Source organism: Cohaesibacter intestini (assembly GCF_003324485.1).
In the GTDB taxonomy this organism is placed as follows: Bacteria; Pseudomonadota; Alphaproteobacteria; order Rhizobiales; family Cohaesibacteraceae; genus Cohaesibacter; species Cohaesibacter intestini.
The window spans coordinates 1-14,515 of sequence record NZ_QODK01000004.1; the positions used below are offsets into that span (position 1 = coordinate 1).

At 55.6% G+C, this 14,515-nt stretch carries 12 protein-coding genes; 8 read left to right on the forward strand and 4 right to left on the reverse strand.

Going from position 1 to position 14,515, the window contains the following annotated elements:
* Positions 1 to 151: 151 nt before the first annotated feature.
* The 3 genes from modC to modA are packed head-to-tail and all read right to left on the reverse strand — an operon-like array spanning position 152 to position 2,756.
* Positions 152 to 1,225, reverse strand: a complete 1,074-nt coding sequence (gene modC / locus DSD30_RS14650) for a molybdenum ABC transporter ATP-binding protein (RefSeq protein ID WP_114010483.1) — start codon at positions 1,223 to 1,225, stop codon at positions 152 to 154.
* Positions 1,222 to 1,917, reverse strand: coding sequence for a molybdate ABC transporter permease subunit (gene modB / locus DSD30_RS14655; protein WP_198662977.1), 696 nt, complete (start codon positions 1,915 to 1,917; stop codon positions 1,222 to 1,224). The genes modC and modB overlap by 4 nt, the downstream gene beginning before the upstream one ends.
* Before the next feature lie 44 nt (positions 1,918 to 1,961).
* On the reverse strand, positions 1,962 to 2,756 hold the full coding sequence (gene modA, locus DSD30_RS14660) for a molybdate ABC transporter substrate-binding protein (RefSeq protein ID WP_157967721.1): 795 nt from the start codon (positions 2,754 to 2,756) through the stop codon (positions 1,962 to 1,964).
* Between the two features lie 446 nt (positions 2,757 to 3,202).
* On the opposite strand from modA, the gene DSD30_RS14670 reads away from it, so the two are divergent.
* The 8 genes from DSD30_RS14670 to DSD30_RS14705 all read left to right on the forward strand — a co-directional run bounded on the left by DSD30_RS14670 (position 3,203) and on the right by DSD30_RS14705 (position 13,304).
* Positions 3,203 to 3,988 (forward strand): hypothetical protein, encoded by a 786-nt coding sequence (locus tag DSD30_RS14670; protein WP_114010486.1) that lies wholly within the window; start codon positions 3,203 to 3,205, stop codon positions 3,986 to 3,988.
* A gap of 132 nt (positions 3,989 to 4,120) precedes the next feature.
* Entirely contained in the window at positions 4,121 to 4,954 is an 834-nt protein-coding gene (gene fghA, locus DSD30_RS14675) for an S-formylglutathione hydrolase (RefSeq protein WP_114010487.1), read from the forward strand.
* A 312-nt stretch (positions 4,955 to 5,266) separates the two neighbouring features.
* Complete coding sequence (locus DSD30_RS14680; protein ID WP_114010488.1) at positions 5,267 to 6,523, forward strand: uracil-xanthine permease family protein; 1,257 nt, start codon at positions 5,267 to 5,269, stop codon at positions 6,521 to 6,523.
* A gap of 138 nt (positions 6,524 to 6,661) precedes the next feature.
* Entirely contained in the window at positions 6,662 to 8,425 is a 1,764-nt protein-coding gene (locus DSD30_RS14685; protein WP_114010489.1) for a sensor histidine kinase, read from the forward strand.
* A gap of 65 nt (positions 8,426 to 8,490) precedes the next feature.
* Positions 8,491 to 9,834, forward strand: a complete 1,344-nt coding sequence (locus tag DSD30_RS14690; RefSeq protein WP_114010828.1) for a sigma-54-dependent transcriptional regulator — start codon at positions 8,491 to 8,493, stop codon at positions 9,832 to 9,834.
* 258 nt (positions 9,835 to 10,092) lie between these two features.
* Positions 10,093 to 11,088, forward strand: a complete 996-nt coding sequence (locus tag DSD30_RS14695) for a TRAP transporter substrate-binding protein (RefSeq protein WP_114010829.1) — start codon at positions 10,093 to 10,095, stop codon at positions 11,086 to 11,088.
* A gap of 207 nt (positions 11,089 to 11,295) precedes the next feature.
* Positions 11,296 to 11,892, forward strand: coding sequence for a TRAP transporter small permease (locus DSD30_RS14700; protein WP_114010830.1), 597 nt, complete (start codon positions 11,296 to 11,298; stop codon positions 11,890 to 11,892).
* A gap of 11 nt (positions 11,893 to 11,903) precedes the next feature.
* Positions 11,904 to 13,304 carry a TRAP transporter large permease gene (locus tag DSD30_RS14705; protein WP_114010490.1) on the forward strand — a complete coding sequence of 467 codons (1,401 nt, stop codon included), beginning with the start codon at positions 11,904 to 11,906 and terminating at the stop codon, positions 13,302 to 13,304.
* A gap of 70 nt (positions 13,305 to 13,374) precedes the next feature.
* On the opposite strand, the gene DSD30_RS14710 is transcribed toward DSD30_RS14705, so the two are convergent.
* Positions 13,375 to 14,493 (reverse strand): citrate synthase/methylcitrate synthase, encoded by a 1,119-nt coding sequence (locus tag DSD30_RS14710; RefSeq protein ID WP_245418490.1) that lies wholly within the window; start codon positions 14,491 to 14,493, stop codon positions 13,375 to 13,377.
* Positions 14,494 to 14,515: the final 22 nt, after the last annotated feature.

Here is a 14,515-nt window from a genome sequence, read left to right on the forward strand (position 1 = left end):
TCGGAAGTCAAACGCCTCCGCGCCAATGGTACTTCGTCTTAAGACGCGGGAGAGTAGGTCGCCGCCAGGCCTGTTAAAAGCAAATCATAAAAAAAACCCCGGTGTTCACCAGACACCGGGGTTTTTTGATTCTTAAAAGATAATACATAAATCATAGTAGCTGTACGCTTTTAAGCACCGCATAAAGGCTCATGCCTTCTTGCAAGTTCAAGCGGTCCCAGGACTTGGTGGTGATCTGCGACAGAAAAATTTGGCGGTTGAGACGAAGCTGAACATCGACATGCATTTGGTCGGATTGTTTATGGTTCTGAATTGTCACTGGCAGAATGTTGTTTGCGCTGATGTCGGTTGGGCTGTTTTTCGACAACATGACATCACGGGATTTGATCCGGATTCTCACCATGGAACCGAGGGGCTTGTCCAATTGCGGCACATAGATTTTGTTGCCTTCCAGATTGATAAGCGACATGCCCTGAGCAGGTAAATGGGCCTTGACGATGCCGTTCAGGGTGCTTGCCGCGTCGAACTGCCCCGTTAATGCCAATAGGTCTATGCGCGATGTAATGTCGTAGACGGACCCTTGGGCTGCCAACTTGCCGTCCTTCAACAATATTACATCATCAGCCAATCTGGAGACCTCGTTCATTGAATGCGTGACCAGCAGTATCGGGATTTTGCTGTCAGCCTTGATCGTCTCGAGATGGCAGAGAATGTCATGTTGGCGACGATGATCCAAAGCGGACAGAGGCTCGTCAAGCAGCAAAAGATCTGGCTGCCTAAGCAGAGCGCGTCCAATCGCGACCCGTTGTTTTTCCCCGCCAGACAGCTTTGAAGGAAAACGGTCGAGTAAGTGCGCGATGTCGAGCATGGCGATTACGTCTTCAATCTCGGTGTGGCTGGGTCTGGGGAACGTGCGCTTGGCGCCAAACAGCAAATTTTGCCTGATGGTCTTGTGAGGAAAGAGACGGGCGTCCTGAAAGACATAGCCAATGCGGCGTTTGTAAGATGGTATATTGATACGGTCGCGCGTAGAGAAAAGGACCCGATTGTTGAGGCTGATATGTCCGCTCAGGGGTGTTTCGAGACCAGCAATCATGTTGATCGTCAGGGACTTTCCAGCACCTGAAGGGCCAAACAGGGCCGTTACACCCTTGTCCGATTGTGAAAAGCTCAGATCCAGTTCGAATGTTCCAAATGCGTGATGCAAGGCGATATCAAGGCTCATCGGTTCAAATGCCTCTTGATGCGGCGGTTGGCTATTTCCGATAAAACCAGACCTGAAAATGCGAGAGCGATGGAAAGGGTAACCAGTCTTGCCGCTATCGTTTCACCTCCGGGGGTTTGAATGGCGGTGTAGATGGCAAGTGGCAGCGTCCTTGTCTCACCCGGTATGTTGGAAACAAAGGTAATGATGGCTCCAAACTCACCCAGACTGGCGGCAAAGGCCGTGATGGCGCCAGCGATAATGCCCGGCATGGCGAGGGGTAGGGTAATCGATGTGAAATGATCGATCGGTCCCGCGCCAAGCGTTTTGGCAGCGGCTATTAGGCCGGGGTCAATTGCTTCCATTGCCAATCGGATCGCACGCACCTGAAAGGGAAAGGTTACGATGCCTGCAGCCAATGCCGCTCCGGTCCAGCTGAACACAAACTTGATGCCAAAAGTGTCCTGGAGAAAAGCGCCCAGTGGTGCGCGGGTGCCAAGGGTAACCAACAATAGATAGCCCATAACAACGGGGGGCAGGATCAATGGCAAATGGGTGATTCCATCGACAATGATCTTGCCGGGAAATCTGGGGCGAGACAGCAAAGTAGCGGTCATGATCGCTAAGGGCAAGGCGCAGCAGACAGCGGTTGCTGAAATCTTGAAGCTCAGGATTAATGCTTCTGCTTCTGCGGTGGTGATCAGATCCATCATCGGCTGCCTTTGCCTTGTTGATGCCTTTGCCTCAACGCGTCGTCCTACTTTTCTGTTGCGGTCGAGAATCCATAGCGCCGGAATATTGCCATGCCCTCAGTGCCTGACAAAAAGGAAAGCAATTGCTCTGCGGCAGTGGATTGGCTGTTTGTGGTCTTTGCGAAGACATAGCGGATAGGAGGCCCCGTTCTTTCAAAGACATAGAGGATCTGCAGATCCTCTATACCGACCATATCACTTTTATAGACAATGGCGAGCGGAACTTCCCTGCGTGATACCAAAGCCACGGCTGCCCGAACATTGTCTGTGCGTGCTATGCGTCTGGATGTTGCTTGCCATAGGCCCAACGCCTCTAGCGCCTGTTTTCCATAGATCCCAGCGGGCACATGGTCGGGATCTCCCATGGCGATCAGACCGTCCTTTCCAAGTCGAGAAAACAAATGCTTTTCGCTGAGATGGGGGAGAGACTTCTGTCCGTTTCCAAATGGTCCGACGAGTACAAGGTCGTTGGACAAGGAGCGGCTCTGGTGTTGCGGATCGAGCAGGCCACGATCGAGCAGATAGTCAGCCCATGCTTCGTTGGCCGAGAGAAACAGATCGGCATCGGCTCCTGCCTCGATTTGCCGGGCAAGGGTCGATGAGCCCGCAAAGGACAGACGGATAGCAATGCCGGTTTGCTGTTCGAAGCGTTTGGCCGCTTCACCAACCGCGTTGGTGAGGCTGGCTGCTGCGAAAACTGTCAGCCTGTTCTCGTCGGCACGGGTGGGAATGGCCAGCATTGCAAGGCTGGTCGACAGGAGAACGAGGAGCCGAGGGAAATGGAAAAGGGCACGCAACACTGGATTGGTCCTTAACGATCTGGTTTGTCGGCAGGCCGACATTACATCTGTGATGTCCCATTGTGCATATTCCAGACCAGCTTTGAAGCGTCTGAATGGGGTTGCTCGGTAGATGGGCGGGATAGAGGCTCGACTCGACCGCTTTTGGACAAAGTTGAGAAGTACAACCAGAAGGTTTTGTTAACCATAATGGGTCCGAAAACCCCATATTTTTCAATGTTATTCATCGTGGGGATTGCCAAAGAAACAAAACAGGGTGACACTTTACCCTCCACGGATAGGGGGAGCGGTGGCCTTCCTGAGGTGCGTTTCGCGCATCGATCCGGATCAGTGACGGGTATGGAGTTGCAGATCCTAGTCGGATCCTCTTCTCCGACCAATGGGGTTAATCCAGGATCAGGCGGCTTGCAGTTGGCGGGGCGCTTGAGGATCCAGAGGGTGAAGCAATGAAGACGATGCAATTTTTCGCAACAAGCGCTCAGATCTTGCGTTTGGTCGTGGTCGCCTCGATGATGACGCTTGTCAGCGTCGTTGGAGGCAAGGCAGCAGGTGACACGCCATTCTTTACAGGGGTTTGGGAATTGCGTGATGCGAATGGTGTACGGCCACTGGTCATGAGTGACTGGCTGATTTTCGACAAGAAACTACCGAATACTTGGCTTTATATGCGCTCGGATTCTGTGCCGGGTGTCCGTTATACCTTCCATGCGCGCCGCGTTTCAGTGAATGGATTGTCTGCGGCGTTGGTGGAAGTGGCCCGCGTTGACGATCAAAAGATGCTTTACCGCATGAGCGCCAATGGCACTGTCATCGAGCAGGGTGAAGCCCATCGCCTCAGCGTGCCCAATGCCGACAAATCCTGCCTCGCGGTGGATACGGAAATGAAGGATCTGCTTGGCAGCTGGGTGTTGGCCAGTGACAAGAAGAAACGCATGAAGCTCAGTGAAACCGAGCTGGAGTTGGCGGGCAAGAAGCAGACGATCTCGATGCAGTCGCTGCGCACCGGTCAAGTTGGCCTGTCCGTTGGCGGGACGCCTTTTGCTCTGTTCACCGATGCGGGGGGCGATTATGGGGTTCTGCAGATCCTGCCGCAAGGCACGCCTTCTTTTTCCGGCGGACCAATCGGGCAGCATGTCACCTTTGCGCAGGAAATTGTCGTAAGGCGCGCCAAAGGCCGGTGTGATGCGGCGATTGCCGGACGCCTGAAGCTGCTGGGTAAAAAACGCAAATAGCCATCATAAGACTTGCATGACAACGGGTAGCCTGCTTGATTGGGCTCTTCGCGATTGGCCCGTTGTCATCGAACAGACAGATCTTGCTCATAAGATTGGCGGCCAGAGACAATCAAGCAGGGAGATTTTGCCATGGAGCAAGTTTTTAGCACCAAATGTTTCGGCGGTGAGCAGCGCGTCTATAAACATAAATCCAAGGCAACTGGCACCGACATGGAATTTGCGGTCTTTCTGCCGCGTGCGGCTTTGGACGGCTTCGTTTGCCCGAGCCTGGTTTATCTCTCTGGTCTCACCTGTACATGGGAAAATGTCACGACCAAGGGCTTGCCGCAGATGCATGCGGCCAAGCATGGCATGATTTTCATCGCACCCGATACCAGCCCACGGGGCGAGGCTGTGGCCAATGATGATGGCTATGATCTGGGACAGGCCGCCAGCTTTTATCTTGATGCAACACAAGAGCCATGGGCTCCGCATTTCCAGATGGAAAGCTATCTGACGGACGAGTTGCCTGATCTGTTGATTGATGCCTTGCCCGTTGATGAAGATGCAATTGGTATCACTGGCCACTCGATGGGAGGGCACGGAGCGCTGACACTGGCCTTGCGCCATCCCGATCTGTTCCATTCCGTCTCAGCCTTTGCCCCGATCACCAATCCTGTTGATTGTCCATGGGGGCAGAAAGCCTTCAATGCCTATCTCGGCCCGGATGAGAGCCAGTGGGCGCAGCATGATGCTTGTGCGCTGATCAAGGAACAAGGATGGGATGGTGACATTCTGATCGATCAGGGTCTGGCGGATGACTTTATGTCCAGCCAGCTCAAGCCATGGGCCTTTGAAGCTGCCTGCCGGGAGGCGGGCGTCGACCTCACGTTGCGCTTGCAGGGTGGCTATGACCATTCCTATTATTTCATTGCCAGCTTCTTGGCCGATCACTTCGCCTGGCACGCGGATCGTCTTGAATAGGGTCGCTTCCTGCTAGGAAAATTTTCCGCAATCACGCAAGTTAGCCGGACTTTTGTCCGGCTAAGTAATTCCACTTGGAACTTGATTGATCGAGTTTACTTGTGCGCATTTTGGTGTCGTGAGCTTTAAGATGCCCTCTTTTCCAGATCAAGTTATCCTCAGTTTGCTGATAAAAGACTAGGGCGGGCTTTTTCATCTCCCTTCCGATTATAGAATCAGGCAGACGTTAGTCCCGATCCACACTATCCTGACATCAACTTGATCAGCCGCGCCTGCGCTGGATCCCGCTCGGTTGGTCTTAGGAGATATAACATGTCCGAAGGCTCTACTTCGGCTGACAATTCTGCCCAAATGGGGGTCGGTCGCCAAATCATTCTCGGTGCTCAAATGCTGTTCGTGGCATTTGGATCTCTGGTTCTCGTGCCCATTCTTACCGGCCTTAATGCGTCGGTCGCTTTGTTCACGGCCGGGGCCGGTACGCTGCTGTTCCAATTGGTGACCAAGCGTCAGGTACCTGTTTTCCTCGCCTCTTCCTTCGCCTTCATTGCGCCGATCATCTTCGGTGTGAATACCTGGGGCGTGGCTGGCACCATGTCTGGCTTGATCGCTGCCGGACTGGTTTACGTCGCCCTGTCTTTCCTTGTGCGCTATCAGGGTCAGAAAATCATCGACCGAATCCTGCCGCCGGTTGTCGTTGGTCCGGTGATCATGGTCATTGGCTTGTCGCTGGCCCCCGTCGCAGTCAATATGGCACAGGGCAAGTCGGGGGATGGTGCCATTCAGCTTGCACCCATGACCCAGTCGATTATCGTCGCTCTGGTGGCGATTGTTGTCACCATGCTGGTGACGTTGAAGGGTCGCGGCATGTTTCGTTTGTTGCCGATTCTGTGCGGTATTCTGGCGGGTTATGCCACGAGCTTCGCTTTCGGTCTGGTCAGTTTTGATGCCGTCTCACAGGCACCACTCTTTGCCGTGCCTTCCTTCACCTTCCCGGAATTCAATCTGGAAGCCATCCTGTTCATCCTGCCGGTGGCAATCGCGCCTGCGATCGAGCATATCGGTGATGTGGCAGCCATCTCCAACGTTGCCAAGAAGGATTTTCTGGTCCGTCCGGGTTTGAAAAACACCCTGCTGGGGGATGGGCTGGCAACAAGCTTTGCGGCCTTTTTGGGTGGGCCACCAAACACCACCTATTCTGAGGTGACCGGCGCGGTTGCGCTGACCAAGGCCTTCAATCCTGTGATCATGACCTATGCCGCCATCTGGGCGATTGTCTTCTCCTTCTCTGGGACGCTTGGAGCGGTGCTCAGCACCATTCCGGTGCCGGTGATGGGTGGCATTCTGGTCATTCTGTTCGGGGCCATTGCTGTGGTTGGTGTTTCCACCCTGCTCAAGGTGGGCGATGCCCTGACCGAACCGCGCAATTTGATCATTGCTTCGGTTGTGTTGGTGGTCGGCATTGGCGGAATGGAAGTGGGCTATGGTGATTTTCAGATCAAGGGAATTGGTCTGTCCGCTGTGGTTGCCATTTTGCTCAATGCCATTTTGCCTCGGGCGCATGCCGACTAAAGCGCCTTTTTCAAACCAGTCACGTTCAAGGCCCGCCCCAGTTGCGGGCCTTTTCTTTTTGCGTCGTCTACGCTTTTGCCCTTATATGCGACTGAGGCTTGATAACAGCAATTCGAACGACGACGGACTTTTGCTTTCATGGTGCAATCCATTCAACGGCCGGCAGTGCTGGTACGGCAACATCGCAAGGTGCTGGCGTGGCTTGCCTTTGGATTGACCTTGCTGGTTGTTGTCGCAACGGTGCTTAGCTATCGCGGCGCGCTGCTGAACAGTCAGGCCAATGCAACGGCCCGGCTGACGTTGCAGTTGGAGGGGCTGGTTAATGCGCTCGACAAATATCGTCTGCTGACGCCACTGCTGGCGCGCCGACCCGATCTGCTGACTATTTTTTCCAGCACGCATGATGACGATGATATGGAGACGGCCCTGCAAGGGATGGCGCGGATCGGCGGCATGAGCGATGCGGTTGATATTCGTCTGACCTTTTTGAACGGCTTGCAGCTTTCTACATTCTCCTCGCGGCAGGAAGGTGAAGTCTCCAGCGACCCTGATATTCTTAAGCGGCCCGACATTGTGCAGGCGCTTGAGGGGCGGCTCGGTCGCTGGTTGAGGCATGGCTCGGAGGGGCGGATCTATGTCTTTTCCTTCGCTGCCCGGGTCGATGGTCAGATTGCCGGGGTGGTGTCGGTGCATGTGGATCTGAGTGGTACGGAACAGATATGGGCCTTATCACCCCAGCCCATATTGGCAACCAAACAGGGGCGGGTCCTGCTCACCAACCAAACTGCGTGGCTGAATGCCCAGATGGATGGTCATACAGACCATGCCCACCCCTGGACACTGGAAAAACGGCCAAGTCTGTTCGGGCCGTTGCTGATCGATGTGCGCAGCCGCAATGGTGCCCATGATGTGGCGGGTGACTATGTGGCGGCCAGACGCACCGAACATGTGCTGGGCTGGACCTTCTATGCGCTTGAACCTTTGCGCCGACCGGTGATGACAGCGGCCACTGCTTTGGTCATTTCGAGTTTGATTTCCGGTTTGGTGCTGGGGGCCTTATCGGTGGAGTTCAATCGCCAGCAAATGCAGTTGCGCCAGAGGCGTAAGGATCTGGCAACCAGTCAATGGCTCGAGCGCCGGGTGCGGGACCGGACACGGGAATTGCGCCAGACGCAGGAAGGGCTGATCCATTCAGCCAAGCTTGCAGCCATCGGTCAGATGTCGATGGTGTTAAGCCATGAATATAATCAGCCGCTATCGGCCATTCGCTCCTATGCGGACAATGCGCAGTTGCTGTTTTCGGCCGGGCGGTATGCACAAGGGCAGGACAATCTTTCGCGCATTGGCAAACTGGTCGATCGTTTGGCCAATCTGTCGAAAACCCTCAAGACCTTCGCCCGCAAGCCCGGCGTCGACCTGAAGTCGGTGTCGGTTGATCTGGTCCTCGACGAGAGTGTGATGCTGATGCAGCCACAAGCCCGCAAGGTCGGGGCGACCCTTGAGGTGGTGCGCGAGGCGAGCCAGTTGCTGGTGACTGCCGGACATACGCGGCTGGAACAGGTGTTGATCAATTTGATTGCCAATGCGCTTGATGCCATCGCTGAGCAGGATTCAGAGACGCGCGGTGCCGCTGGGCGGGTGAGAATCCGGGTCGCCCGTGATGGCGACAATGGGATCATCGAGATCAGTGACAATGGGCCGGGGATCGAACCCGCCTTGCGAGCCGAGATTTTCGAGCCATTCGTCACCAGCAAGGGCCATGGGGTCGGGTTGGGGCTGGGCCTGCCGATCGCCAGCAATCTGGTAAGCGGATTTGGAGGCTCCCTGTCGCTGGTCGATCCGGCCGCCGATGAGATGAAAACCACCTTCCGCATCACGCTGCCGTTGGCGAACGATGGATAACAGAGACGAAACTGAGCTGAACACGCACCCGGATGCTGGGGTGTGGCTGGGGGAATGAGGACAAGATGACGAGCCAAACGAAGATTTTGCTGGCCGAGGATGAAGAAGAGGTCCGCTTTGCCCTCAAGCAGGGGCTGGAGTTGGCTGGCTATGAGGTCATTGAGTTTGACAGTCGCGAGGGGATCCTTGAAACCATCTCGCGTCATCTGGAAGGCATCCTGATTTCGGATATCCGGCTGGGGTCCGACGATGGCCTTGACTTGATGCAGCATGTGCACGAGCTGGATGATGCCTTTCCGGTGATCCTGATCACGGGGCATGGGGATGTGCCGCTGGCGGTGGAAGCGATGCGGCGTGGCGCCTATGATTTTATTGAAAAGCCCTTTCCCATGGCGGTTCTGGTTGGGGTGGTCATGCGGGCGGCAGAAAAGCGCCGGTTGGTGCTGGAAAACCGGGCTCTGCGACAGGAACTGGCCGAAGAGAGCAAGTTAGAGGGGCGGCTGGTTGGCCAGTCCCTTGCCATGCAGCGCCTCAGGTCGGATATTCTGGCATTGTCCGATACGGATGCGGACATCCTGATCAAGGGGGAAACCGGATCCGGCAAGGAAATGGTGGCACGTGCCCTGCATGAAGAGGGGCGGCGCTCGGGTGCGCCGTTTGTGGCGCTCAATTGCGGCGGTTTGCCTGCGGATATCATCGAATCCGAATTGTTCGGTCATGTGCAGGGGGCGTTTACCGGCGCCTCATCAAAGCGGGTGGGCAAGCTGCAATATGCCAATGGCGGGACGGTGTTTCTTGATGAAATCGAGACCATGCCAATGGAATTGCAGGTCAAGCTGCTGCGTGTCATCGAAGAACGCGCTGTTGAACCCTTGGGCACCAACGAGCTGATCGCGCTTGATATCCGTTTCATCGCTGCCACCAAGACCGATCTGGAAGAAGCCGGACGGCAGGGGAGCTTCAGACCTGATCTATTCTATCGGTTGAATGTTGTCACCCTCCATATCCCGCCCTTGCGTGACAGAAAGGAAGACATTCCGGACCTGTTCAATTTTCTCGCCCGGGGTGCCCGCTCGCGCTATCGCAAGGATATCCCGGATCTAACCCGTAGCTTGCTCGACCGGCTGATGGCGTATGATTGGCCGGGCAATGTGCGCGAGTTGCGTAATGCAGCGGATCGGTTTGTGCTCGGTCTGTCGATGGGGCTGGCGGATGGTCAGGGCGGAGAACGTGACGACGCAGTCCAGAGTGTGACGGCAACCTTGGCGGAACGTGTCGGGGCTTATGAGCGGCAATTGATTGCCGAAGCCCTGAAGGAGCAGGGAGGATGCCGGACGAAAACGGCCGAAAGTCTCGGGCTTGGCCGCAAGACGCTGTATGACAAACTGAAGAAATATGACCTGGAATAGGATCGGATGAGGGAGCGATCCTGCATCCAAATGTGTGTGGGAATCGATACAGACTGGAGGGGATGTGTAACGAAATCCACACAGATTGCAGGGTGTGTTGCGCGAGCTGTGCAATTCAATTGGGTCTGATATGCACTATATTCAAGGCTTTGCTGGAAAATTCATCGACTTTGCATCTTTTGGCACGGGCGTTGCATACAAGAGATCATTCGCAAAATGGGCAAAAGCCCTGAAATGACTCTCTGGGAGGAGACCCCGATGAAGAAACTTGTTCTGGCCGCAGCCTCGGCTGCGCTGCTGCTCGGCACTGCAGCTGCGTCTGCCAATTGTGATGACGGTGAGATGGTCATCAAATTCAGCCATGTGACCGCTGCGACTGGCCATCCCAAGGGTGAAGCCGCCTCGCTTCTGGCCGAACGCGTCAATGCCGAAATGAACGGCAAGGCCTGCATGGAAGTGTTCCCGAACTCGCAGCTATTCAATGACAACAAGGTGCTCGAAGCCCTGCTGCTCGGTGATGTTCAGCTGGCAGCGCCTTCGCTTGCCAAGTTCGAGAAATATACCAAGAAATTCCGCCTGTTCGATCTGCCCTTCCTGTTCAAGGATATGGGGGCAGTTGATCGTTTCCAGACCTCTGACAATGGTCAAGCCATGCTCGATTCCATGCAGCGCAAGGGCTTGCAGGGATTGTCCTACTGGCACAATGGCATCAAGCATTTCTCGGCCAACAAGCCTTTGATCAAACCGGCTGATGCATCTGGCCTGAAGTTCCGCGTGCAAACCTCCGAAGTGGCCGCCGCAATGATTGAGGCACTGGGTGCCAACCCGCAAAAGCTGGCATTTGCCGAGGTTTATGGCGCCCTGCAGACCGGTGTTGTCGATGGTCAGGAGAATACCTGGTCCAACATCTACACCAAGAAATTCTTCGAAGTGCAGGACGGTGTGACCGAAACCAACCATCAGGTGCTGGACTATCTGGTCGTCACCTCCACCGAATGGTGGGATGGCCTGGATCCGGAGATCCGCACTCAGCTGAAGACCATCATGGATGAAGTGGCCGCTGAGCGGAACGCTCTGTCGACCGAGATCAACGCGCAGAACCGCGCCAAGATTCTCGAAGCTGGCGGCGTGATCCGTGAGCTTGATGCGTCCCAGCGTCAGGCCTGGGTGGATGTGATGAAACCCGTTTGGGACCAGTTTAAGGACGATATCGGTCAGGATCTGATCGATGCGGCTCTGGCTGCCAACAACTAAGCAATCCGCTTGATTGCAATAGGGAGAGGGCGGTCTGCTGCCTTCTCCCGACCAGAAGCGTTCGATGCGTGTCTGTTCGAGCGGATGCCGAGGTGGTTGCTTGTGTGCAAGGGATAGGCCTGCACCGACCGACTGCGTGGTTTCCCTTCCTTCAGCGTCGTTGAACAACAAGACAACACCCTGCAAAGACAGGGCATGGGGGCGGGTATGGAACGACTGTCTCGCATCATCACGAAATTCGAGGAAACGGTCATTTCGCTGCTATTGGCAGGGATGGTGCTGCTGACCTTCTCGCAGGTGATTGCACGTTATATTTTCAATTCCGGCTGGGGGGCTGCGCTGGAAGCCACCACGCTGATGTATGCTTGGATGATCCTGTTTGGGGCATCCTATGGCATCAAGATTGGTGCCCATTTGGGGGTCGATGCCTTGATTGCGCTGTTGCCCAATCGCCTGTTTCGGGTTGCTGCGGTTCTTGGTGCCCTGACGGGCGTTGTCTATGCCCTGATGCTGCTGGACGGGTCGATGACCTATATCGGCAAGATGTACAAATTCAACATCGGCATGGAAGATCTGCATTTTCCGGACTGGTTTGCCAATGGTGTGGCCCCGGCCATCGGGCTGGAAATCTATGACAATGAAGTGCCGCGCTGGTTGGCCTATTCGATCCTGCCAATCGGTCTTGCCTTGTTTGCCCTGCGCTGTTTGCAGGCGGCATGGGCGATCGTGGTTGGCGATCGCAAGATGATTATTGCGAGCCATGAGGCAGAAGACCTCGTCGCAGAAAACAAGAACAAGGCTTAAGGGGCACGGGCATGGAAACTTTCTTTCTTTTCTGCATGGTGCTCGGCCTGTTGCTGTTTGGTGCGCCGATCTCCATTTCGCTGGGGCTGTCCAGCGTCGTTTATATCCACTTTTTCTCCGATGACAGTCTGTCATCAATGGCTCAAAAGCTGTTTGAAGCGACCGAGCATTATACCTTGTTGGCGATCCCCTTCTTCATTCTGGCCTCCAGTTTCATGGCGACCGGCGGCGTCGCCAAACGCATCATCCGGTTTGCCATTGCGGTGGTCGGGCCTTTTCCCGGAGGCCTTGCGATGGCGGGGGTGTTTGCCTGCATGCTGTTTGCTGCGCTTTCAGGGTCTTCGCCCGCAACTGTGGTCGCCATTGGGACGATCGTCATTGCCGGCATGAAGGATGTCGGCTATCCGAAAGAATTTGCTGCTGGCATCATCGCCAATGCGGGTACGCTCGGCATTCTCATCCCGCCCTCCATCGTGATGGTGGTTTATGCAGCGGCGACCGATGTGTCGGTTGGTAGGATGTTCCTGGCCGGGATTATTCCGGGTCTGTTGGCTGGCACGATGCTGATGCTTGGCATCTATATCGTGGCCAAGCGCAAGAATTATCCGCGTCAACCCTGGAAAGGGGTCGGCGAGCTGGCGTCCGCTGCGGGCGATTCCGCTTTTGGCCTGTTCCTCATCGTCATCATTCTGGGCGGCATCTATGGCGGGGTCTTCACGCCGACCGAAGCAGCGGCGGTGGCGGCGGTCTATGCGGCTTTTATCGCTCTGTTTGTCTATCGTGATATGGGGCCATTGCGCGAGGTGTCCTGGCGGCGGCCAAGCGAGGGATTTGTCGAGGCGGCGATCCGCAACCTTTACCTCACAGTGACCCGCTTCCCGCTCGCTTTGGTGCATGAAGACACGCAAAAGGTGATGACCAACTCGGCCAAGACGACCATCATGCTGATGTTCATCATCGCCAACGCTCTGTTGTTTGCCCATGTGTTGACGACCGAGCGAATCCCGCAGCAGATTACCGATCTGATGATCGGGGCAGGCTTCAACTGGTTCACCTTCCTGTTGGCAGTCAATTTGTTGCTGCTGATCGGAGGCCAGTTCATGGAGCCGTCTGGTCTGTTGCTGATCGTTGCACCGGTGGTGTTCCCGATTGCCATCGAGCTGGGTGTCGATCCGATCCATCTGGGCATCATTATGGTGGTGAATATGGAGATCGGCATGATCACGCCGCCCATCGGGCTCAATCTGTTCGTCACCTCGGGCATCACCGGCATGTCGTTGGTGCAGGTGGTCCGGGCTGCCTTGCCATGGGTCGGCATTTTGATGATTTTCCTGATCTTGGTGACCTATATTCCATGGATCTCGACGGCCATACCGACCGCCTTGATGGGACCGGAAACCATCACGCGCTAACCATCAACAAAGAAGAAGAAGCGTCCCCGCACCTGATAAAGCCGCATCCACTGGATGCGGCTTTTTTCTATCAGGCAGGGGTAGGGCCGACATAAAGGGATTGTGGTCGGATCAGCTTGTTGCTGGCAGTCTGTTCCATGACATGGGCGGTCCAGCCTGCTGTTCTGCCAACGGCGAAGAGGGGCGTGAACAAGCTGCGATCAATGCCGATGCTGTCGAGAAGGATCGCGGTGTAAAACTCGACATTGGTGTCGAGGGTGCGGTCTGGCTTGTGCTTCTTGAGGGCCTTGAGGGCGGCTTTCTCGATGGCCATGGCATGAATGATCTTGTCTGAATGGCTCGCCATTTTGGCCAGACCTTCTTTCAGGATGTCGGCTCTGGGGTCGCGTACCCGATAAACGCGATGGCCAAAGCCCATCAGGCGGCGGCCTGCTGCCAGCTCTTTGGCGATCCAAGCATCCGCTTTGTCCGGTTTGCCAATGGCTTCGATCATGTCAAGCACGGGGCCGGGTGCGCCCCCATGCAAGGGGCCTTTCAACGCGCCGATGGCACCTGAAATGGCCGAGCGCATGTCCGACTGCGTTGAGGCAATCACCCGCGCCGTGAAGGTCGAGGCATTCAGGCCATGATCGCAAATCGTCACCAGATAGCGATCAAGGCTTTCGACTTCATGGCTGCCGGGGGATGCGTCATGCAGCATGGCGAGGATGCTTTCCGCAAAGCTGTGCTGCGGATTGGGGGATACCAGCGTCATTCCCTGCTTGGCGCGGAAGCCGTTCGCCAGAAAGACCGGCATGGCCGCGAGGATCGCCACCGGTTCCGATGTGGAGTTGTTGATCGGAAGGGCATCGAGACAGGCCCGCATCCATTCAATTACTTCAAGATTTGGGGCCAGGGGAGCCAGCTGATGCACGACTTCCATCGCCTGAAGACTGGCTGCTGCCAATTGATCCCGGATGCTGGTGACGGGTTCTTTGGTAAAGCCCGACCAGAGGTCAACGACAACATCTTCAAACGGGATGCGCCCCGCCACGTCCTCCATGCGTCGGCCACGCAGGATGAGCTCTCCGGCTGCACCATCCACATGGCTGAGGGTTGTTTCTGCGACCACGACATCATCGAGGCCGGGGGACATATGGTGCTTGGGTAGGGAGTTTGACAGGGCAGATGAGCGCATAACCTTGTTCATTGGAAATCCTTTCTCGTGTTTG

Excerpts from the sequence above, each read along its gene's own strand:
- DSD30_RS14695 (WP_114010829.1), top strand. The coding sequence starts at position 10,093 with ATGAAGAAACTTGTTCTGGCCGCAGCCTCGGCTGCGCTGCTGCTCGGC.
- DSD30_RS14680 (WP_114010488.1), top strand. The coding sequence starts at position 5,267 with ATGTCCGAAGGCTCTACTTCGGCTGACAATTCTGCCCAAATGGGGGTC.
- DSD30_RS14670 (WP_114010486.1), top strand. The coding sequence starts at position 3,203 with ATGAAGACGATGCAATTTTTCGCAACAAGCGCTCAGATCTTGCGTTTG.
- fghA (WP_114010487.1), top strand. The coding sequence starts at position 4,121 with ATGGAGCAAGTTTTTAGCACCAAATGTTTCGGCGGTGAGCAGCGCGTC.
- modB (WP_198662977.1), bottom strand. The coding sequence starts at position 1,917 with ATGATGGATCTGATCACCACCGCAGAAGCAGAAGCATTAATCCTGAGC.
- DSD30_RS14705 (WP_114010490.1), top strand. The coding sequence starts at position 11,904 with ATGGAAACTTTCTTTCTTTTCTGCATGGTGCTCGGCCTGTTGCTGTTT.
- DSD30_RS14690 (WP_114010828.1), top strand. The coding sequence starts at position 8,491 with ATGACGAGCCAAACGAAGATTTTGCTGGCCGAGGATGAAGAAGAGGTC.
- DSD30_RS14685 (WP_114010489.1), top strand. The coding sequence starts at position 6,662 with ATGGTGCAATCCATTCAACGGCCGGCAGTGCTGGTACGGCAACATCGC.
- modC (WP_114010483.1), bottom strand. The coding sequence starts at position 1,225 with ATGAGCCTTGATATCGCCTTGCATCACGCATTTGGAACATTCGAACTG.
- DSD30_RS14700 (WP_114010830.1), top strand. The coding sequence starts at position 11,296 with ATGGAACGACTGTCTCGCATCATCACGAAATTCGAGGAAACGGTCATT.
- DSD30_RS14710 (WP_245418490.1), bottom strand. The coding sequence starts at position 14,493 with ATGAACAAGGTTATGCGCTCATCTGCCCTGTCAAACTCCCTACCCAAG.